Below are 18124 nucleotides of genomic sequence, written 5' to 3'. Positions count from 1 at the left end.
TTATGGAGGCAGAATCAGATCCGTGGTGTTGTATCTGAACAGGAAGAGAACCGTGTACTGATCGTAATAGGAGGATCCGGTATACCAAGGAGTGGACCGAATGAAGCGGCCCGTGGCCGATTCATACACATCTATTGAATATCGCATGTACCCGCTTTGAAATTGTGCCTTATACAAGGTGAGTTCGGGTAGCGCAAAGCCGAGAACTGCAACGGACGGTATTCCGATAAATGTCTCACCCTGCACGGTACCGAGGGATTGCACCAACACGCGAACAATGTACTCAGGCTCTTCATTCTTAGGATGTATGCGGAGCCCTAACTGACCAAGGCGGCCTGCGACGGTGTCACGAGCATAGTTCAAATCTGACGGGATGAACGCTGTCGGAGGGACGGCGAACCCGGCGGTCTCAATCATGACCGTCGACCCCTCGGCGAGGGGTAGCGACAGATCGTGGAGGCTGCGCTCAATCGCTTGGCTTAATAACAATTGCTCCGTCGCGGTGCGAACCGTTTGCGATGGGGGGCGGCTAAATGCACACCCGGAGACGAGGAGTATGAGCAGACAGCACACGAATCGCCGAAGAGCCATAGCCCCCATTACGCAACCAAAGGAGTTTAATCGTAGGTCCCCACCTCATTGTAAAAGAGAGTTAACCGTTTCCGTGCCAGCATGTTACCTACGGAATTACACCGACTTGATTCCTATCGCTTCCTCAGGCACGCTGGGGAAATCCATTGAGAGATATGTCGCTCTGGTGAATTGAGCAAGGGTCGCTCCTATCCCATTCAGCAAATCTAACCGATTCCCATAATAATGGCTGACTTCTACCAAACGGGTTCGATTGCGACGCTTCATCGATTGGGGCAGGATAATTTACAACTGCTCGAAGACGAATTGCTGGAATACCGCGACCGCAATCCGATCGCCCTGGTACTCCCTTGCCTGTATTCCGAACTGCAAGGGCCGGCCTTGGGGGGAATCGTCAACCATTTGAAAGAGGTGTCTTATCTCAAAGAGATTGTCATCGCACTCAGCACCGCTTCGGCCCTTGAATTCCGGCGCGCCAAGGATTATTTCAAGGTATTGCCGCAACAGGTCCGTCTTATCTGGATCGAAAGCCCCCGTATTCAGGAAATTCTCAAGCTCCTGATCAATCAAGAAATTGATATCGGTCTGCAAGGCAAAGGTCAGTCGTGCTGGATCGCGTTCGGCTATGTGCTCGCCCGGCAGCAAAGTAAAATCATCGCCCTGCACGACTGCGACATTTTAACGTACCACCGCGCCTATCTGGCACGTCTCTGCTATCCCGTCGTCAATCCAAACCTTGGTTATGAGTTTTGCAAGGGCTACTATGCGCGGGTCACCGACCATTTTGGCGGGCGGGTGACACGCTTGTTCATCACCCCGCTGATCCGGAGCCTTGAGCGGTTGGTCGGTCATCATCCCATGCTGAATTTTTTGGACAGTTTTCGGTATCCGTTGGCCGGTGAATTTGCCATGGTCAACGATTTAGCATGGACGAACCGCATCCCTGGAGATTGGGGCTTGGAAGTCGGCGTCCTTGCGGAGGTCTATCGCAATTGCGCGCTACGACGCGTGTGCCAAACCGATTTAACCGATACTTACGATCACAAGCACCAAGCCTTGTCCGCGGACGATCCCAACAGCGGTTTGCACAAAATGTGCGTGGACATTGCAAAATCCATGTTTCGCAATCTAGCGAGTGAAGGGGTCGTCCTCTCGGAGGGCCTCTTGAAAACCCTGCGAGCCACCTATCTTCAAATCGCGCAAGAAGCGATCAAGAAGTATGAAGACGATGCCGCCATCAATAGTCTGAGATTCGATCGACACCAAGAACGAATGGCGGTGGAGGTCTTCCTCAAAGGCATCGGCCTTGCTACTGACGTCTTCCTGAAAGATCCCTTGGGAATTCCAATGATCTCGAACTGGAGTCGCGTGACTGCCGCTGTCCCAGATATCTTTGAACGTCTGGTGGCTGCTGTGGAAGCCGACCACGAGTGGAACCCCCAAGGGTAATAATATCTGGTTCCATCTACAGTCGCATTCTCTCCCTCGCGTAAGCCTCTCACGGACGCCTCGCGGTGCCTCTTTGCCGATAGTCGGCCTACGATAAATATTCTAAGAATGGAACCGGAAGCCGTTACCGCGGCGCGTTCACTCTCCTTCTCAAAGAAAAGAGGATGCCATGCGATTCAGACGGTGGTCAGCACGACAGACAACGCCTGCCATGATCGTATCCCTCCTCTTGGCGGCGGTGTGGGTCATTCAGCCCAGCCTTGCCGGCGCCGGCGCCCCCCTGGATGCCTTACAAGCCACCGGGCAGAAGGTGCGGATACTTCTCAGCGATACAGAACTCAAAAAGCCTGAACATGCCGGTGACCGACGAAATCAGCTCGTGGCCATCATCGGGGAACGGTTCAGTTGCGAAGAAATGTCTCGGCGGTCCCTGGGAGACGAGTGGGCAACATTGACCGAAGAAGAACAGCAGGAGTTTGTCGGGCTCTTTCGTACGCTCCTCGCGAAATCCTACCTGAGCAAGATTGAAGGCTATGCCGGAGAGCCGATCCGTTACCTTGCTGAACGTGCTGCCAATGGGTACGCAGTCGTCCGTGCCCAAATTTCGACCTCAAAAAACGAATTCCTGTTGGATTTCAGGATGGTCGAAAAAGCCGGCGACTGGCTGGTCTATGATGTCGTGGTGGATGGCATCAGCTTGATGAATAGTTATAGAGGTCAGTTCTCCAGGGTGTTGACCTTTGCCTCGACGGAAGGATTATTAGAACGGATGAGGGAAAAAGCCGACCTACCGGTGCATGCGCGGGCCGACTAGAGCGTGATAATGCTCATTCGTCGATGCCCGGGGACCGGCTCCTCTCAGCCGGCCCCCCATTTGATCGATTGAGTCTTTCCTATGATTTAGTCGCCCGGCGCCGCGTCAACTCCTGATTGCCCTTTCTGCTGCTTCAACCCTGTAATGGACCAGGCGACCCCATCGGGCTTCACATAGGCTTCGACCCGATCGCCTTCGACAAAGGTGCCGGTACGCGGCTGACCCAGGTTGTTCATCCGCGTAGACTGATCCACTTTCAACTTGACTTCGTTTTGCGATGAGTCTTTGATGCGCAACGATTTGCTATCCGAGCTGAGGACCAATCCCCGCACAATCTTGCAGCCTTCGCACGTGGCTTTGGGTTGCTGGTCCGCCTTCGCCGTCTGTTTGCCCTCACGGGTAATGGCGTCGGGATTTTGTTCATCGAGTGGCCCCGGCACGCTGCCCGGCTTCATCATCTGGGCCCGTTGCTGGGCCGATGCTTGTTCGCCGGGGGTCATTTCGCCGCCCCGCTGAAGCATCTGGCCGCTCATGGCCTGCTGGGAACTGGTGTCCTTGTCAGTGAGAGCTCTAATGAACAGTACTGTCCCGAGGTCGGACACTTCAGCCCGCACCTTATCGCCAGTCTTGAAGGCACACCCTTTTGAGCCGATCGTGAAGCCTGATCCGCGCGCAATATCACCGCCTGAGTCTTTTCCCATCGCCGACCGTTGTTGCGTTCCGGATTGATCGCCCATGCGATCCCCACTCATCCCGGATTCCTGGCTCTTGCCTTGTCGCACGATGTCCTGTCCCTTTTGCTCTTGGCTCTTGGATTGGCTCGACTGCTGTTGATCCATTCGTTCCTTCATGTGGGATGTCGGCGGAATCTCGCCTTGCTCGTCGGCATGCCGACCGGTCGACATCGAGGTCCCCTGGCCACTCCCACCGGCGCAATCCATGTCGGTGTCCTTGTTGACGCGTACACGGACCTCACTGCCGCTGATGTCCTGAATCACATAGTCATCGCCTTGGACATTCAGTATTTGGCCTTCCACGACCGGCCGAGCGCCGCCCAACGTAATCTGGGACTGCTCGCGAATAGTAGAATCCGGGTTCCGTCCTTTTCCTTTGATAGTCTGGTCTTCACTGAATCCTTCTCCCTGATTCCCGGTTCGACCAAAGGCCGAAGATTCGCTCTGTCCTTTCCCCGATGACTGCTTCTCACCGGCGCCTAGCGCACCCTCATTGCCGAGCGACCCCGTCAATAGCAACATCGCCCCGATACTGATCACTTGGTTTCTGGTCATAAACAGTCCTCCTTCACTAACGTAAACTCGATGCCGAGTTAGGAGCTAATTGTGTTCAGCTTCCGCCCTGACGGGTGGAGGGATTCAACGGCTCGCCGCCGAAATGTTCGAAATCCTGCGACTTACCCTTCCCTCCCAGGTTTGGTCCGCCTCGTTGTAATTGCTGTTTGGTCGCGTTGAGCACCAGCCCAGACTCCCCTTCCTTGATATAGTTGAAGGGGATGGGCATGGGCTGCATCTTGTCAGACAGCTTGAGCATGGCATACATGTCTTTCCCGCTTTCCGTATCGACCATGACGTGATCGATGGTCCCCAGCGTCTCACCCTGCGGGTTCTTCACCGTCTGCTTAGTCCACGGATGATTGTCCGCATTCTTTAGGGACTTGGGATTTACGGGTGGAATCGTGTACTCGTGCTGTGTCGCGCCTGCCCCCTCGCTCATATCGGGCGGCACCCGTCCTCCGCCTTCCGACTCGACTGCCGCCAGCGCAGCACCGACCATCGGCATTGTGCCGACAAGCAGCGCCATCAAGAGTCCTCGTGTGTTCATAGCCTTCCTCCTTTGTTGTTGCCATTGGACCGACGTGAACCCGTGAGAGACGCAAGGTATGCGCCCAATGGACGAGACATTGCCGAAAACGAAGGATAAGCACGGTTTCAAACAGATGTGAGGAAGGCGAAAGAGAAAAGAAAAGCCCAGCACGAACGGCAGGGGCGTCTTGTCCTGGAAGCGAACACGCCTCCGACGGGCCTGTACCAACTTTCAATTAGATGGGCGGTCGAGCAAGCTGTCCGAATTGAGACAGGACGTCCATGACATTCCGTGTGCTGTCAGGGATACCGTGAACACGATACAGGGCGGGGTCAAACTTAGGAAGGGATGAAGGTTTCCCGCATCGACCACCGAAGCGTGACGACTTCCTTCCGGCTGTCGCGTTGCACTGATACATTCACGCTGGCTGACAAGGATGTTCCTCTCGTCGGTTGGATCTGAAGTACCCAGTCTCGAACGACCATATCCGTACGTGTCTTCAATCGATTCAATTGATCGAGATAGGCTCGCTTGTGCGTGTCAGCCACAAAGACGAGCAGGGGCTTTCCGACGAGGGATCCTTTTTGGCGCTCAAGCAAGGCCGATGCGGGCACGTTGGCCTTTTGGATCACACCGGCGGCAGTTGTCACGAGATAGGCGTCGGGGGCATGCTCAAAAAGGTCTTCATAGTGTTGGCATTCCCGACGTAACCGTTCTTGCACATCCGCCCATTGTTCCTGCTTCATGCGGAATTCTTCCTCGTTCGTGAGTAACTCCGCCACGGCGATGTGCAGTTCTTCAATCAAGGTTGACACGGTCGTGGACGACGCACCCCCATCACGATCGGCTTGTTCCTGCAAGAGGCTCACGCGGTGCCGAAGGTTGTCAATTTCTTGATGGATGGTCGTTAGATCCCGGCCTGACTTAGACATGGCCGAATTATAACCTCTGAAGCGAGCAGATCAAGTGGATTATGAAACCGGATGGCCCTGCACGAGATTCACCAGCATGGCTGGAATCTTCGACAGCGGCACCACAAGATCGACATGGTCGTAGCGCAGCGCGTTCATCGGCATCGCCGGCATTTTCGCTTCATGAGGGTCTTGCACTATAGAAACCCCTTGGCCATGCTTGATCGAAATCAGACCCGCAACGCCGTCGTCGCCGCCGCCGGATAGAAGTAGCCCGACCACTCGCTCGCCATAGTGACGCGCAGCCGAGATAAAGAGGGGATCGATGGCCGGCCGAGTGAAATGCTCCTTCGGCCCTCGGTTCAGCTCGATATGTTTATCCGTGAAGACCATATGATGATCGCGAGGCGCCAGGTAAATGGTGCCAGCGGTAATCGCTTCTCCGTCCTCCGGCTCGCGGACCGTCATCGTCGCTCTCCGTCCCAACACCGGCCCTAGGTGGAGATTGTAGATCGGGCTACGATGAATCACCGCCGCCACAACGGCTGGAAGCGCCGCCGGAAGTCCGGCGAAGATCCCGATCAGTGCCTCGACTCCACCCGCCGACGCGCCGATGACGATGATGTCCCGGGGAATGCGGTCGGCGTTGATCATGCCGGTTCACTGTCCGAATCAGCGGTGTTCGCTGCGAGGCTCGCCGGCCGTGTCTCGCCGATCACCTTGCGCACGAGCGCCAGGTGCGCGCGCACCTGCTCTTGCCTGTCCAGCAGGCCTTGTTTCGTGATCGGGATCCCGTTCTCGTCGATATGCTGAAGCAGGGCTTCATCGATCATCTCGATATGCTGAAGCAGCGAGATCGCAGACCAAAGCGCATGCTCCAGTTGGTCTTCCTTGGCCTGAAGCAGATCATGGAGCGAGAAGGCGTGCCCGACGTGGCAAAGGTATCGAACATGCACGCCATCCCCGTCCTGAATCTTGCTCAGCACACCGGCGCAGGAGGGACATCCGATCAACGTGCATTGAGCATCGTGGAGGGGCAACATAGAATCTCTCACTAGTGGCTTGGCTTACTTCTGATGGGCGCGGGCAGCGGAGTCGACGGCCGGTTTCTCTTTTTCGTCATCCATGAAGAGGATGACGCCGTGCACGATTAATCCGCTATCCCGGAGCGGCGCGCAGGTCACCCGGCACGTCAAGGCTTTCCCTCGCCGGTTCGTGGCGTTCAGGACGATAGTCTGCGTACTGCCCTTACTGCTGGTCGTCTGAATCGCTGCAGCCAGTTCAGCGACCGGAAGCCCGATATCGAGGTTCAAAAAGGATTTCCCTTTCACCTCATCGGCACGCAAACCCCAGAGGTTTTCACTCTGATGATTCCAGAGCCTCACTGTCTGAGCCTCATCGAGTACGACGACTCCCGAGTCTAAGGCGGCCAAGATCGATTCTTGCAGCAGATTTGCCTGTTGCAAGTCATCGGTTCGGTCGCGCAGCTCCGTGTTAACTGTCTGCAGCTCTTCATTGGTCGACTGCAGTTCCTCGTTCATCGTCTCCAGTTCTTCATTCGTCGACTGCAGCTCTTCATTGGTCGTTTCTAGTTCTTCCACGGTCGACTGCAGCTCTTCGTTGGTGGTTTCCAGCTCTTCATTCGTCGATTGCAACTCTTCATACGCTGTTTCCAGCTCCTGCTTTGAGTGCTGCAGCTCGTCTTGCAGACTGATCGTCTCTGACACGTCTCGGAAGGTAATAGAGGCCCCCATGACGGTTGCGCCGGTTTCGATCAGCGGGATGATTTCCACTTCATACAGAAGCGGCGCCCCATCGCTGGTGTGCCATCGTACATTCGGCACCTTAACAGACCTACGTGCGCTGAACGCCTGCTCCAAGGGAGTCCGCAACTCTGCCGGGCGGTACGAGACCTCCAGATCGCGGAACGGGTGGCCAATATTCCCCGGTCTGATATCGAAAATGGAGCGCGCCTGGTCATTGGCCGAGACGAGATTGCCTTCGACATCGACCGCGAGTTGGGGAAAAGGCGCCACGTTGAACGACATCTCGCGCATCCGAATCTGTTGCCCCAATTGGATCGCCCTGTCCTCTTCGCCGACGTGATGCAGGACGCGCAATCGATCACGCAATCCGAGATTCATCGATTTCGAAAAGACGCGATGTTTCAGATCCATGGGCGTGAACAGGTTGGTGTGGGTCAGCAGCATCTCTGCCTTCCCAAGAAATAAGTAGCCGGTATCGTTCAAGGCAAAATGGAACCGCGCCAGGATATGATCCTGCATCTCGGCATTGAAGTACATCAGGACGTTCCGGCAGATCAGCAGATCCAACCGTGAAATCGGCGCGTCGGTGAGCAGATCGTGGCGGCCGAAGATCAGCGCCCGCCGGACGTCTGCATGGAACACGTAGCGGTCACCCGCCTGGTCGAAATAGGTCTGGAGGAGTTTCGGCGGGATGCCGCCGATGCCCTTCGACGAAAATGACGCCATGCGGGCCTGGTCCAAGGCCTCTTGATCGACATCGGACGCGTAAATTTTGACGCGCTTCTGGAACGCCTCCATACCCAACAGCTCGCAGAGCAGCATCGCGACGCTGTACGGCTCCTCCCCCGATGCGCATCCGGCGCTCCAGACGCGGATCATATCGTGCGGCTGCTTTCCCTCAATAATTTTCGGAAGAACCGATTCTTTCAGAAAATCCCATGCGGAGGGATCCCGGAAAAACGCGGTGACGTTAATGAGGAGATAGTTGAACAGGTGGTTGAATTCTTCTGGATGGACCTCAAGATAATCGATGTACCGGTCAAAGCCCTCAATTCGCACGGCTTCCATCCGCCGCGCGATACGTCGCATCAAACTGGGCCGCTTGTACCCGCTGAGCTCAGTGCCTCGTGTGCGTTTCAGATAGCGGAGCAGTTCATTGAACTGCTCCTCGGCTTTCGCGTTATCCGGCGATGTGTCCGGCCGATCCTTCATGTGGCGGTTCCTGTCCGACCAACAAGGTGAGCGCCTCTGCAATATCCGCCAACGGTAACACGAAGTCAACCAGCTTCGTATTAATGGCTGCTTCCGGCATGCCGCGGAACTCCGCGCTGTCGGGATTTTGTGCGATCACGGTCCCCCCCATTTTTTTGATGGCGCGCACGCCCATCGCGCCGTCGCTGCCGGTGCCGGTCAGCACGACGGCGATGGCGCGATCTTTATGGCTGGCGGCGACCGATTCGAAGAGAAGATCGCCGGACGGCCGAAGAAAATGCACCAACTCCGATTGGGACAGCGAGAGCGATCGATCGGGATTCACCAACAGATGGCGATTCGGCGGCGCAAGATACACATGCCCAGGCGCCAAGCAGTCCCCTTCCCGTGCCTCTTGGACCATAAGTTTCGTATGGCGATTTAAGATCCCCGCCATGAGACTCCGGTGTCTCGGGTCCAAGTGCTGGACGATGACGATGGATGCCAGAAAATCCGCCGGTAGTTGCGATAAGACGTCACGCACCGCGCCTAAGCCGCCGGCCGATGACACGATAGCCACGATATCGAATTGGACACCGCTGTGACGTTTAATCTGACTGATTCGTGAATGCGACATGATGAGGCATCGACACTGCTGGGAAAAGAAAGCCACGGCTGGATGACGCTCAACGGCGCTGGAAAACGACTAGGAACGTTCTGAAACTGACGTTTTCTCGGGGGTCATGGCTGAGGAAGCGCGTTTATCGCCGCCGTGTTGACGAGGAGCAGCGGCAGCCTGCTCGGCCATGTACCGCCTCAACTCGGCCACCTGTTCCAAATATCTATCGACTTTGTCTGTCACCTTGGTAATCTTCTTCGTCAGTCTGGAATAGTGTAGCGATCGACGCAACGATTCGATGAAGTAGTCACGATCGATCGGTTTCTGAACAAAGCCGAATGCCCGCGTTCGAACAGCATAACCGCGCGGATTGGGATTGCCGGAGATGAGAATCATCGGCGTCCGCGGCCGAAGCTCTTTTATTTTTTCGATGAGGTCGATGCCTGTCATGCCCGGCATGACCAGATCTGTCACGATCACATCGTAATCGACATCGGTCGCAAACTTTATCGCGTCTGCCCCCGATGAAGCATTGTGGACGATGGCGCCAGGAATGTGCAGTTGAATCGTGTCCGGCAAGGCCATCAGGAGCGCCGGATCGTCGTCCACGATCAGAATGCGGACTGGCGGCTCATTGTTTGCAGCCCTGGATGAAACCACTCCGGCACCAAAGTTTTATTAGGAAGAGAAGTAAATTCTAGGCCTGAAGTAGTGGGTGTGCAAGTACAATTTTTCTTTTCCGATGCTGGACTTCCTACCGTCGACTTGCATACACTAGGCCCCATGCGGACACGAACAACAATCTCCAACACCATGGTCGAATGCAGTCTACATTCCCTCCTGATGGAGCGCTATCTGTGCCCATTCAGTAGGTAAGTCGACGATACCTAGACGGTACAACTCATTGATAAGGCAATGCGGAGAGGTGGCCGAGTGGCCGAAGGCAACGGTTTGCTAAACCGTCACAGGGTCAAAAGCCTTGTCGCGGGTTCAAATCCCGCCCTCTCCGCCATATAAAAAGTGCTGAGTAGCTAAAGCGGAGTGCTCACGACTGCTTGAAATGCTGAGAGATATCAGAAGCAGCGAAAAGGGAAGAATTTAATCACGCCCGACCGACCAAGCTCGCTAGTATCGGCCGCCTATTCATTTGAGCCGCCGGAGAAGTGCCTTGTTGGCTTAGTTCCGTATGTCGTTAATTAAGGAATAAGATGCCTAAAAAGACCACCACTACCCGACTGGACCGCGGCTTATTCGTGAATCGGAACATCGATCGCATCAAGGATTTGCTCGTACGTTTCAAACCATTTCTGTCGCGGCGATCCAACTTGGCGCGGCTCGCGGAATTCGACGCCGAAACGGAACAGGCGCTGGGGGAGATTTTCGGCGAGGCCTCCGATCTTCGTGAAGCTTACGAATACGCCAAATTCGGGGAAGCAGCAGGGATTATCAATCTCCCGGAAGAAGCCCAGGAGAACGGCACTCAAGACATTGAGCGTGAGAGTTTACAGCAACGCAAGCGCGTCCTTGAAAGCGCCATCTCGGAACTCGAAGCGCACCGCAAGGGCGGACGGAAATCGGCAAAGGCGGTCAACGGCAACGCCACGGTCCGCGTGGCAGAATACATGTCCTCCGAAGTGCGAAGCATCGCGGCTAGTGCGACGATAAAAGAGGCCGGACGGTTGTTACAAAAACTCAAGGTCGGCTCCCTTCTGGTCGATGATAATCGCCGCTATATTGGCATTATCACGGATACCGACTTGAGCCGAAAAGCTGTGGCCCGTGGACTGGACCCGAATACCACCACGATAAAAAGCTGCATGAGCAAACCCGTCTTGACGATCGAAGACGATGAAGCGATGGAAGCGGCCGTGAAGATGATGAAAGAAAATGGCGTGCGCCATTTAGCCGTGACGGAAGACGAGACGATTATCGGCGTCCTTTCCGTGTCAGACCTCTTGCGTTATTACTCCAATATCACCTAAAGTCTCCGATCTCAGACTCCCGCATGCGCCCGTAGCTCAATGGATAGAGCATCAGACTACGGATCTGGGGGTTGCAGGTTCAATTCCTGCCGGGCGCACCATTAAATCAATTACTTCGGATTGATTGCCCTCCCCGTCCTTTTCATCACTCCCGGTTTTACTCCCGGTTCCGATCAGGCTGCCCCGGTTGACCGCTTCACGAAGATGCCGAGGCGCCAGATGAGAGTACCGCAAGGTCGTTTCAATATCCCGATGGCCATGTTTTCTTCCTGCCACCAGACCATGCCGAGCGGCTCTCCTGTGCCATGGGATAGTGGCTGCGATGGCAGTTTGATCCTGTAGCTTTTGTGGACGATGCCTAAGACGATCGGAGAACGTTGCAATTCTATAAGCCTTTAATTCATTAATTTCACTACAGCGAGGCGCCGATTACGGTCGAATGGAGCTGGATCGACCGGCGGGTGCCTAGGAGCGGCCATCTCTAACGATGCAGACGCAGTCATCCCTTGGACGTTGTGATGATCATCCCCTCGTCAGCGCGAAGCACGACCGATTCCGCCATCCTCTTGTCCTCGCCATCGAGATAGGTGGACAGAAGCACCGTTCCCCCATTTGGGCAATCCAGCTTGCGCGGTTGATGAACAGTGTTGAGTGCCACGAGCAGTTCTTCGCCGGCACAGGTTCGCCTATACATCAAGATGTCGTTGCGGCTACGAATGGGCACGTACTCGCGGGCCACGAGTGCCGGCTGCGCACGCCGTAGACGGATCAGGCGGCGGTAAAGCCACAGCAGCGAGTACTCATCACTCTGGAGGGTCACGACATTGCGCTCTGCCACATCATTCCCCATGGGCAGCCACGGCTCCCCAGAGGTGAACCCTCCAGCATGCGTGCCCTCCCACCGCACTGGCGTGCGTTACGGATGCCGGTTGAGCCCGTAGCCGCCCAACAGCTTCTCGAAGGGATCCTGTATCCGGTTAGGTGGGATGGGTATTTGTTCCATCCCGAGCTCGTCGCCGGCAAAAAAGAATGGGATCCCCCTGAGGGTTAGGAGCAGCATGCGAGGATGTGGACCTGCGCCTGTCCAATCTTGCTGGTGATGCGCGGCTTATCATGCGCGCCGATCACCCAATCGAGCCACGCCCATTTGGGGATCGCGTTGAGATAGGTGTCGATATTCGTCTGCAACGACAGCGCATCCCAGGGAGAGTCCAGGAGCGTGAAATTAAGCGGCAGGTGAAAGCGCGGTTGCTCGGCACCGTAGAAATGTCCAATGCGATCCGTCTTGCCCTGCACCTCGGCCGCCAGGACCCGGTCATCGAATTCGTCCACGACCGTTCGAATCTCTTCGAGATAGGCCATGGTCTCACGCCGGTCATCAGTAAAGATCCGCTTGAGCCGCCACGAAGCCGGTGTCTCGGTGTTGGCCTCGGGGTTGGGCGGATCGTCCCGCAGCAAATCGTCTTCGACCAGCACCGCGCTGGCATCAGTGCGGAAGCCATCGACGCCTTTGCGCAGCCAGAAGCCCAGCACTTCAGCCATGGCGCGACAGACCTTGGCATTGCGCCAGTTGAGATCGGGCTGCTCAATCAGAAAGGAGTGGTAATGGTACTGGCCGGTCTTCTCGTCCCACTGCCAGGCGCTACCGTCATTTCAAGGTCTCGGTGTGCCTTTTCAGCGGGACGGCTGCGCGTCTGCGCGGCGTTCTCGGTGCGCGGCACTGCCAGCTTCGCTCATGATTCGACTCCGTCTTATAGAGACACAGATGGTGTGCCAATGTCGGGGTGGCCTTGATTGGTAGGGGTTCTGGCGAGCTGGGCCAATTCCTCATAGCGCCGCTTTACGCGCTCCAGGTCCTCTAACGTCAGGTTCTCAAGCGTTAAATAGGCGTTGTTGGCATTATCATTCGCCCGGATGAGTTCATCCAACTTCAATTGAATGGCATTACTCGAACGATTCGTGGTGCTTTGGATCAGAAACACCATCAGAAACGTGACGATGGTCGTTGCGGTATTGATGACGAGTTGCCACGCATTGCTGAAGCCGAATAGTGGCCCCGTCAAGGCCCACAGAATACAGAGGCACACGGCGACGCCAAATGCCATGGGCTGGCCCATCCAGCATTCCACGCGCTTGGCGAATTGGTCGAAGGCGGCCCGTTGTTGAGGAGCAAGAATGATATTTGCCATGGGAATCCTCCCTCGGTACTCCTACCAAACGATGATGAGTAATCTTATCGCACGAACGGGCCGCTACTGGTCAGTCGGATCGCTGTGGGGCCGTAGGGCCGCCGGCTTAGGGATAGGCTTTTGTATCTGACTTTGTGAACAACATGGAACCGGCGTCCGGTTCAATCGAATCTTAAAGGCACCGCTGGAGACCGGCCATCGCGAGCAAAGGCTGAAAATCGACAAAGAACAGCAGCCGGGACGCCGACAAGATCGGCTCAGCGGGGAACGCGGGCTGTCGAACCTTCACGACGAGAACGCGCGGCCTCGTGACGGCCTGGAAGACGCCAAGCGTTGCGTCAAGGAACTCTTTCAGTCACTGCAACAGCTACTGGAATAATTCGTGGCAGGAAACATTCTCAGATCCCTGCGTCCATCGCTGGGTGCTAATCGGACCATGCCTACAGTTGAGCTCCGGAGATAGGCGCGAGATTAATGCCGATCTTTTCCATGCCCATAATAATAGTCAGTGCAGATCTAGCATTTGGACAATCTCTTTTTGAACTTCGACTCGACAAAGCATCGAAACAGCCGTTTGCTGAGGTGAAAGGCGCATCGAATCACGAAGGTTCAGCCGAGACCCTGCCGTCCCACACCCGAAACCCTAAAATAGGAAGCTGGACGCTTCTAACACTAGAATAACACCTGCCGGTTGTGCTGCTCCCCCGCATCTGATCAGGTAGCATGCGGGCTTTCCCGGCAACTCAAAGCGAGGCTTAAACACGGTAAGTCGCATGCCCGTGATCCTGAGGTATGTCTCAAGGAGTGGCGTCTCGTACGGCGTCACGTACTCCTTCACGAACCCCTTGTCTCGCCGCCCCTGAAGTGGTGGACGGCGTGCTTGGCTCTGAATAAGTCGACCGATCACTCCGATCATATCGATCGTATCGATCGGCGCAGGCCATCGTGAGCGTACACATGACAAGCCCCATGGTGACACTGAAAAATAGTTTCATCTTTTCTCCTCCGGTCTAAAGTGCGGCGTCATGCTTTATCATAGCGATAGCCGAAGGATGGTGATATCAGCTCAAGGCGTGTACGAGTTCAGTGCGATACTTACATGATCCTCTCGTGACAGCCTAATAGCGCTCTTTCTATATGCCTGAACAGACATGAAGAACCGCCTGGCGCGAACCTTTTGGTAATCGCAAGGGTTCTACCCCGTCTCCACGGACGGTTGAGTTAAGAGTCGTTTACCCTGTTGCTGCCTAGCGAGTCTCCGCCGCTGACGCGGATTGTAACACCGCTCGATGTAGTCAAAGATATCGGCCCGAGCCTCAGTTCGTGTCCGGTACTGCCGACGGTTTACGCGTTCGCGTCTGAGCACGCCGAAGAAGCTCTCAGCCGCCGCGTTGTCCGCGCAGCTGCCCATCGCACTCATGCTGCAGCGTGTCTTGATGATTATTGATGAACTCCAGGATGTTAACATTCCCTATGGTGCTGTCCGTCCGCTCCTCATTGTATTCGCGGGTATTTTTTCATTAAGTATGGGATAGAGGTTTTAATGAGATGTATCAACTAAACCTATGTCATCAGAAGGGTCAGCTGATCCAAGGCCGAGCCTACAAACAGGCTTTCGTGGCTATGTGGCTATAGTGAGCGACGACGCGGCCCGTAAAGTCAGCGGCAAGGACAATCAATGGCTCTAGCCACAGGAGCGTTTAGGTTATCACGAGTAAGGATAGGCCTATTTTGTTAACAGGAGAAAGCACGTATGGAGGGAACAATGAGGAGCCCCAAGTCTACTTCAGTCGGCTCCATGATGCTCTTATTGATCTTAGTCGGGTATACACTAACCTTACCGTTTCTCTAAGCAATCTTGGCACGCTTCGGAAGACCGACAGCTGGAACCATCCCTTCCAGTCCGTGGTTATAATTACCTTATCTCTGTTTAATGCCGCTAACGATATGTTGGCCACCAGGGTCGGACTTTGCGCGCGCTTGCGTGTCGTGTTACCCGGTGCCCCGTGATAATCCGTGTCAGTCACGCCAGGGCAGCAGACCTGAACGCGAATACCGTACGGTCGCACTTCCTGAGCCACGGCCTCTGAAAATGCGATTAAGAATCCCTTCGTGGCACTGTACTCGGCTAACAGGGGTGTTGCAAAGAAACCCGATACAGACGAAACGTTAATGATGGCGCCCGTCCCTCGGTGAATCATCTCTGGAAGAAAAAGTCTCGTGCTTTCCACTACCCCGGCGACGTGCAGCTGAAGCATTTGCTGAACCTGAGCCATCGGCATGTCCGCAAAGGCGCCGTGAAAACCGAACCCGGCATTATGGATAAGGACATCCGTGTAGTCGCGACAGCGTCGGGCGGCCGCAAAGAGCCGAAAAGCAGCACCGGTTTCCGCGAGGTCGAGAACTTCAGCCTTCGCTTGCACATGCTCTGCCCGCATGAGCTCGCCTGCGATCTGTTCCAGTCTTTGCCGATCACGGGCGACAAGCAGGAGGTCATACTGCTTCCGAGCCAGTGCCCGAGCATAGTGCTCGCCGATTCCCTTAGACGCACCAGTCACGACAGCAAAAGGGCGGCTGGTTGACTCCATCTGCATATGCAGTCCGAGGTTTGAGGTTGTTTAACAAAAACTAAACACTGTATGCCTCGCTTGGCGTTTTCATGGGCAGCAAATGGCTTATTCTACAGGCGCTGACCGTTAACGATGAACCATAGGCGGCAAAACGACGAAAAACAAGTCGACGTGAAAGCACGACCTCATGACAGATATGCCGATGGCAAGACGGGCTACGGTCGGCAAGACATGACTTCCGACAGCATTACAGCCGTGACTAGATTTCTCTCTCCACCCTGCAACATTCACCATTGAGATGTTTCTCTTCGCACTAAAATGCTCCAAATGGAGTGGTGGTAATCGCGCTTGGCAGCAAGACCGTTCACCGCGCAGATCCTCCGCTTGCAACTTTAAGTAGAGGCCGATTGCTGCTGCCCTTGACCAACTGCCCCCCTGTGATTATTACGAAGCTCGAAACGGCATCGGGCTTAAGCACTTGCAACCATAATCCGTGAAAGGAGGTGAACACGATGATGGATATTATGAGCTCAGTAATTGATGCGACGATAACGTTATTAGGAACGGTAGCGGCATTGGGATCGGGCATGGTGATGTTGTTGTCCATGTCCAGCACCGTGTCCGCCGCTCCTGAACCACAGGCGGAGACGCCGCCGGCTCACACTCCGCTAAAACAAGCCGCGTGATGACGATGTGTTTTCGCGTATGACGGTTGATTGGTTTATTAGTTGCTCTTTACCTGGACCGATGTAGCTAAAAGTTATTCATCTCGCGGCATGGGTTCATGCCCATGCCGCAGTTCTTTTTGAACTTGATACGGACAGTGCTACAAGGACAGTAGTCGAGCGTATCGGAAATGGCGTGCTCATTGTGACCTCCTTGTTTCCGTTTGGCGTTTTCCGTCATCACTGGCACCAGTCCTTGATCTTGGCCCCGCCACTGTAGGGAACGGCCAATCCAGCGGCCAACAGTTTCGCCCCCAGATCCTCGCCATCCACCACAAGCCGTCCGAGCATTCTGAAATACTTGTCCCGAAGCACATCTGTAATCTCGATGTGCTTCGCGTGTCGAACAGTACTCTCTAGCAACGCTCTGGCTTGCTGAGCGAGCGACTTTTCACGTTCACACTGCCCGTTCAATTGAGGAGTGTCGATTCCAAGGATGCGTATATTGATGTGCTCGCCAAACAGCGGAGGCAGATCGGCCAGTGATACCGTACAGGTGTCGCTGTCATGGCAACCATGGAAGCCCTTGACACGTAGAGGTCTAGCAGCTTGATCAGTAGGCAGGACAACAGGACGAGTGTCGCAGGCGACAAGTAGCACGATAATCAGCACCAACACAGTCCGGTGTAGCCCGTTGTAGCCTCTTCGCGAAGCTGCGGTGTTGACTATCAGTGTGATCCAGTGTGTCATGCGCTGCCATATCGTCTGCCATCCACTGTGCCGCGTTCTGAAGCACTTCATTTTCGGATACCGCACCTAATCCCTGCCGCGTCCGTTCGGTATTAACGACACTCAGCACGCTGGCAGCGATGGCTTTGTTGTGGTCCTGAAAATCGATCGGCTCTTGGGCCCCCGCCCATCGGCTTATGCCAATCAGCATGATAACCGCTGCCACGATAGGCCAAGAGTCGGAAGAGGTGCTTGCTTTAGGTCTTGTGTGGGACTCATGAGTGGCAGTCACCCTGCTCCCATGATTTCCCCCGCATGGCAATATGGATGCCTGGAACCTGTATCCATTGACAGCAGTGAGGTCGATGACAGGAAGTTCACACACACAATACTACCGAGATAGGTCCTTCAGGGTTTTCTTTTACACTCATGTCCCGACAGGAGACGGAAGAGGCTCGGGAATGGGACTCGGCTCCGGTGAAGGAACGGGGCTGGGATCAGGTAAAGGAGCAGGATCGGGTTGTGGATTTGGTATAGGCGGTCGATCGTTAAGCATCACTATCCTCGCGAATGGGTGATCAAAGCCTCAAGGGTTTCCTTTCTCAAGCTCTGCCGAAAAGTGCGCGAACATCTAGGCCGATGCCTTCCATGGGACTGCCCCGATCTCACTTACGACGGGTGGAGGGTTCCGAGGAGGGCATCCGGTTGCGGTCAAGAAAACGATTGTTGTCATCAACAACAGTAGATAGAGTCTTCTCATCTGATTCGTTCCCCTTTCACCTCCCCTGTATCGAGCATCCGGACGGATATTCAAATATCAGGTGAGC

The 18124-nt window shown here is 55.1% G+C and carries 20 protein-coding genes, 2 tRNA genes and 2 pseudogenes; 7 read left to right on the top strand and 17 right to left on the bottom strand.

The features are described 5' to 3' along the window. Positions 1-591, bottom strand: coding sequence for a hypothetical protein (locus tag ACWHYZ_RS12530; RefSeq protein WP_447983028.1), 591 nt, complete (start codon positions 589-591; stop codon positions 1-3). Positions 592-816: 225 nt separating this feature from the next. Between ACWHYZ_RS12530 and ACWHYZ_RS12525 the strand changes: the two genes are divergently transcribed. Next, on the top strand, positions 817-2040 hold the full coding sequence (locus ACWHYZ_RS12525; protein ID WP_447983027.1) for a glycosyl transferase: 1224 nt from the start codon (positions 817-819) through the stop codon (positions 2038-2040). Positions 2041-2209: 169 nt separating this feature from the next. After that, a complete protein-coding gene (locus tag ACWHYZ_RS12520; protein WP_447983026.1) occupies positions 2210-2854 on the top strand; it encodes an MlaC/ttg2D family ABC transporter substrate-binding protein in 645 nt (214 codons plus the stop codon). 86 nt (positions 2855-2940) lie between these two features. On the opposite strand, the gene ACWHYZ_RS12515 is transcribed toward ACWHYZ_RS12520, so the two are convergent. The 8 genes from ACWHYZ_RS12515 to ACWHYZ_RS12480 all read right to left on the bottom strand — a co-directional run bounded on the left by ACWHYZ_RS12515 (position 2941) and on the right by ACWHYZ_RS12480 (position 9822). Further along, on the bottom strand, positions 2941-4143 hold the full coding sequence (locus tag ACWHYZ_RS12515) for a hypothetical protein (protein WP_447983025.1): 1203 nt from the start codon (positions 4141-4143) through the stop codon (positions 2941-2943). 55 nt (positions 4144-4198) lie between these two features. Next, positions 4199-4693, bottom strand: a complete 495-nt coding sequence (locus tag ACWHYZ_RS12510; RefSeq protein WP_447983024.1) for a PRC-barrel domain-containing protein — start codon at positions 4691-4693, stop codon at positions 4199-4201. A gap of 320 nt (positions 4694-5013) precedes the next feature. Beyond that, positions 5014-5607 (bottom strand): PAS domain S-box protein, encoded by a 594-nt coding sequence (locus ACWHYZ_RS12505; protein WP_447983023.1) that lies wholly within the window; start codon positions 5605-5607, stop codon positions 5014-5016. 39 nt (positions 5608-5646) lie between these two features. After that, a complete protein-coding gene (locus tag ACWHYZ_RS12500) occupies positions 5647-6240 on the bottom strand; it encodes a chemotaxis protein CheB (RefSeq protein ID WP_447983022.1) in 594 nt (197 codons plus the stop codon). Further along, complete coding sequence (locus ACWHYZ_RS12495; RefSeq protein WP_447983021.1) at positions 6237-6629, bottom strand: hypothetical protein; 393 nt, start codon at positions 6627-6629, stop codon at positions 6237-6239. Before ACWHYZ_RS12495 ends, ACWHYZ_RS12500 begins: the two co-directional genes overlap by 4 nt. Before the next feature lie 24 nt (positions 6630-6653). Next, entirely contained in the window at positions 6654-8564 is a 1911-nt protein-coding gene (locus tag ACWHYZ_RS12490; RefSeq protein ID WP_447983020.1) for a CheR family methyltransferase, read from the bottom strand. Further along, positions 8533-9180 carry a chemotaxis protein CheB gene (locus ACWHYZ_RS12485; RefSeq protein WP_447983019.1) on the bottom strand — a complete coding sequence of 216 codons (648 nt, stop codon included), beginning with the start codon at positions 9178-9180 and terminating at the stop codon, positions 8533-8535. The genes ACWHYZ_RS12490 and ACWHYZ_RS12485 overlap by 32 nt, the downstream gene beginning before the upstream one ends. Before the next feature lie 69 nt (positions 9181-9249). After that, the gene (locus ACWHYZ_RS12480) at positions 9250-9822 is read right to left on the bottom strand and encodes a response regulator (RefSeq protein ID WP_447983018.1); all 573 of its coding nucleotides are present in this window, start codon (positions 9820-9822) and stop codon (positions 9250-9252) included. Between the two features lie 259 nt (positions 9823-10081). Here ACWHYZ_RS12480 and ACWHYZ_RS12475 point away from each other — a divergent pair. From ACWHYZ_RS12475 to ACWHYZ_RS12465, 3 genes are all read left to right on the top strand, one after another. Next, positions 10082-10174, top strand: a tRNA-Ser gene (locus ACWHYZ_RS12475). A gap of 196 nt (positions 10175-10370) precedes the next feature. Then, positions 10371-11144: a CBS domain-containing protein gene (locus tag ACWHYZ_RS12470; protein ID WP_447983017.1), complete on the top strand. Its 774-nt coding sequence runs from the start codon at positions 10371-10373 to the stop codon at positions 11142-11144. 25 nt (positions 11145-11169) lie between these two features. Further along, positions 11170-11245 (top strand) — tRNA-Arg (locus tag ACWHYZ_RS12465). A gap of 398 nt (positions 11246-11643) precedes the next feature. On the opposite strand, the gene ACWHYZ_RS12460 is transcribed toward ACWHYZ_RS12465, so the two are convergent. Continuing rightward, positions 11644-12051, bottom strand: coding sequence for a DUF3459 domain-containing protein (locus ACWHYZ_RS12460; RefSeq protein ID WP_447983016.1), 408 nt, complete (start codon positions 12049-12051; stop codon positions 11644-11646). On the opposite strand from ACWHYZ_RS12460, the gene ACWHYZ_RS12455 reads away from it, so the two are divergent. Further along, positions 12031-12195: a hypothetical protein gene (locus ACWHYZ_RS12455; RefSeq protein ID WP_447987641.1), complete on the top strand. Its 165-nt coding sequence runs from the start codon at positions 12031-12033 to the stop codon at positions 12193-12195. The two genes, ACWHYZ_RS12460 and ACWHYZ_RS12455, sit on opposite strands and share 21 nt — an antisense overlap. Here ACWHYZ_RS12455 and ACWHYZ_RS12450 read toward each other — a convergent pair. From ACWHYZ_RS12450 to ACWHYZ_RS12430, 5 genes and pseudogenes are all read right to left on the bottom strand, one after another. Further along, positions 12192-12779: pseudogene (locus ACWHYZ_RS12450) on the bottom strand (alpha-amylase family glycosyl hydrolase); the annotation flags it as partial. The gene ACWHYZ_RS12455 and the pseudogene ACWHYZ_RS12450 overlap by 4 nt on opposite strands. A gap of 116 nt (positions 12780-12895) precedes the next feature. Further along, complete coding sequence (locus ACWHYZ_RS12445; RefSeq protein ID WP_447983015.1) at positions 12896-13333, bottom strand: low affinity iron permease family protein; 438 nt, start codon at positions 13331-13333, stop codon at positions 12896-12898. A gap of 797 nt (positions 13334-14130) precedes the next feature. Then, the gene (locus tag ACWHYZ_RS12440; RefSeq protein ID WP_447983014.1) at positions 14131-14328 is read right to left on the bottom strand and encodes a hypothetical protein; all 198 of its coding nucleotides are present in this window, start codon (positions 14326-14328) and stop codon (positions 14131-14133) included. A 200-nt stretch (positions 14329-14528) separates the two neighbouring features. Next, positions 14529-14759, bottom strand: a pseudogene (locus ACWHYZ_RS12435) (IS3 family transposase); the annotation flags it as partial. Between the two features lie 355 nt (positions 14760-15114). Beyond that, positions 15115-15921 carry an SDR family NAD(P)-dependent oxidoreductase gene (locus ACWHYZ_RS12430; RefSeq protein ID WP_447983013.1) on the bottom strand — a complete coding sequence of 269 codons (807 nt, stop codon included), beginning with the start codon at positions 15919-15921 and terminating at the stop codon, positions 15115-15117. A 494-nt stretch (positions 15922-16415) separates the two neighbouring features. Here ACWHYZ_RS12430 and ACWHYZ_RS12425 point away from each other — a divergent pair, with 494 nt between their 5' ends. After that, positions 16416-16589: a hypothetical protein gene (locus ACWHYZ_RS12425; RefSeq protein ID WP_447983012.1), complete on the top strand. Its 174-nt coding sequence runs from the start codon at positions 16416-16418 to the stop codon at positions 16587-16589. Between the two features lie 219 nt (positions 16590-16808). On the opposite strand, the gene ACWHYZ_RS12420 is transcribed toward ACWHYZ_RS12425, so the two are convergent. Both ACWHYZ_RS12420 and ACWHYZ_RS12415 read right to left on the bottom strand, forming a co-directional pair. Beyond that, the gene (locus ACWHYZ_RS12420) at positions 16809-17228 is read right to left on the bottom strand and encodes a thermonuclease family protein (protein WP_447987578.1); all 420 of its coding nucleotides are present in this window, start codon (positions 17226-17228) and stop codon (positions 16809-16811) included. Further along, on the bottom strand, positions 17182-17508 hold the full coding sequence (locus tag ACWHYZ_RS12415; RefSeq protein ID WP_447983011.1) for a CAP domain-containing protein: 327 nt from the start codon (positions 17506-17508) through the stop codon (positions 17182-17184). The genes ACWHYZ_RS12420 and ACWHYZ_RS12415 overlap by 47 nt, the downstream gene beginning before the upstream one ends. Between the last annotated feature and the right edge of the window lie 616 nt (positions 17509-18124).

The sequence above is a fragment of the Nitrospira sp. Nam74 genome (assembly GCF_965152615.1).
The sequence above is the reverse complement of the archived record's forward strand: the minus strand, read 5'-3'. Positions and strand labels throughout refer to the sequence as shown.

Coding starts and splice junctions, on each gene's coding strand:
- ACWHYZ_RS12530 (WP_447983028.1), bottom strand. CDS start 591: ATGGCTCTTCGGCGATTCGTGTGCTGTCTGCTCATACTCCTCGTCTCC.
- ACWHYZ_RS12525 (WP_447983027.1), top strand. CDS start 817: ATGGCTGACTTCTACCAAACGGGTTCGATTGCGACGCTTCATCGATTG.
- ACWHYZ_RS12520 (WP_447983026.1), top strand. CDS start 2,210: ATGCGATTCAGACGGTGGTCAGCACGACAGACAACGCCTGCCATGATC.
- ACWHYZ_RS12515 (WP_447983025.1), bottom strand. CDS start 4,143: ATGACCAGAAACCAAGTGATCAGTATCGGGGCGATGTTGCTATTGACG.
- ACWHYZ_RS12510 (WP_447983024.1), bottom strand. CDS start 4,693: ATGAACACACGAGGACTCTTGATGGCGCTGCTTGTCGGCACAATGCCG.
- ACWHYZ_RS12505 (WP_447983023.1), bottom strand. CDS start 5,607: ATGTCTAAGTCAGGCCGGGATCTAACGACCATCCATCAAGAAATTGAC.
- ACWHYZ_RS12500 (WP_447983022.1), bottom strand. CDS start 6,240: ATGATCAACGCCGACCGCATTCCCCGGGACATCATCGTCATCGGCGCG.
- ACWHYZ_RS12495 (WP_447983021.1), bottom strand. CDS start 6,629: ATGTTGCCCCTCCACGATGCTCAATGCACGTTGATCGGATGTCCCTCC.
- ACWHYZ_RS12490 (WP_447983020.1), bottom strand. CDS start 8,564: ATGAAGGATCGGCCGGACACATCGCCGGATAACGCGAAAGCCGAGGAG.
- ACWHYZ_RS12485 (WP_447983019.1), bottom strand. CDS start 9,180: ATGTCGCATTCACGAATCAGTCAGATTAAACGTCACAGCGGTGTCCAA.
- ACWHYZ_RS12470 (WP_447983017.1), top strand. CDS start 10,371: ATGCCTAAAAAGACCACCACTACCCGACTGGACCGCGGCTTATTCGTG.
- ACWHYZ_RS12455 (WP_447987641.1), top strand. CDS start 12,031: ATGCGTGCCCTCCCACCGCACTGGCGTGCGTTACGGATGCCGGTTGAG.
- ACWHYZ_RS12445 (WP_447983015.1), bottom strand. CDS start 13,333: ATGGCAAATATCATTCTTGCTCCTCAACAACGGGCCGCCTTCGACCAA.
- ACWHYZ_RS12440 (WP_447983014.1), bottom strand. CDS start 14,328: ATGAAACTATTTTTCAGTGTCACCATGGGGCTTGTCATGTGTACGCTC.
- ACWHYZ_RS12430 (WP_447983013.1), bottom strand. CDS start 15,921: ATGGAGTCAACCAGCCGCCCTTTTGCTGTCGTGACTGGTGCGTCTAAG.
- ACWHYZ_RS12425 (WP_447983012.1), top strand. CDS start 16,416: ATGATGGATATTATGAGCTCAGTAATTGATGCGACGATAACGTTATTA.
- ACWHYZ_RS12415 (WP_447983011.1), bottom strand. CDS start 17,508: ATGCTGATTGGCATAAGCCGATGGGCGGGGGCCCAAGAGCCGATCGAT.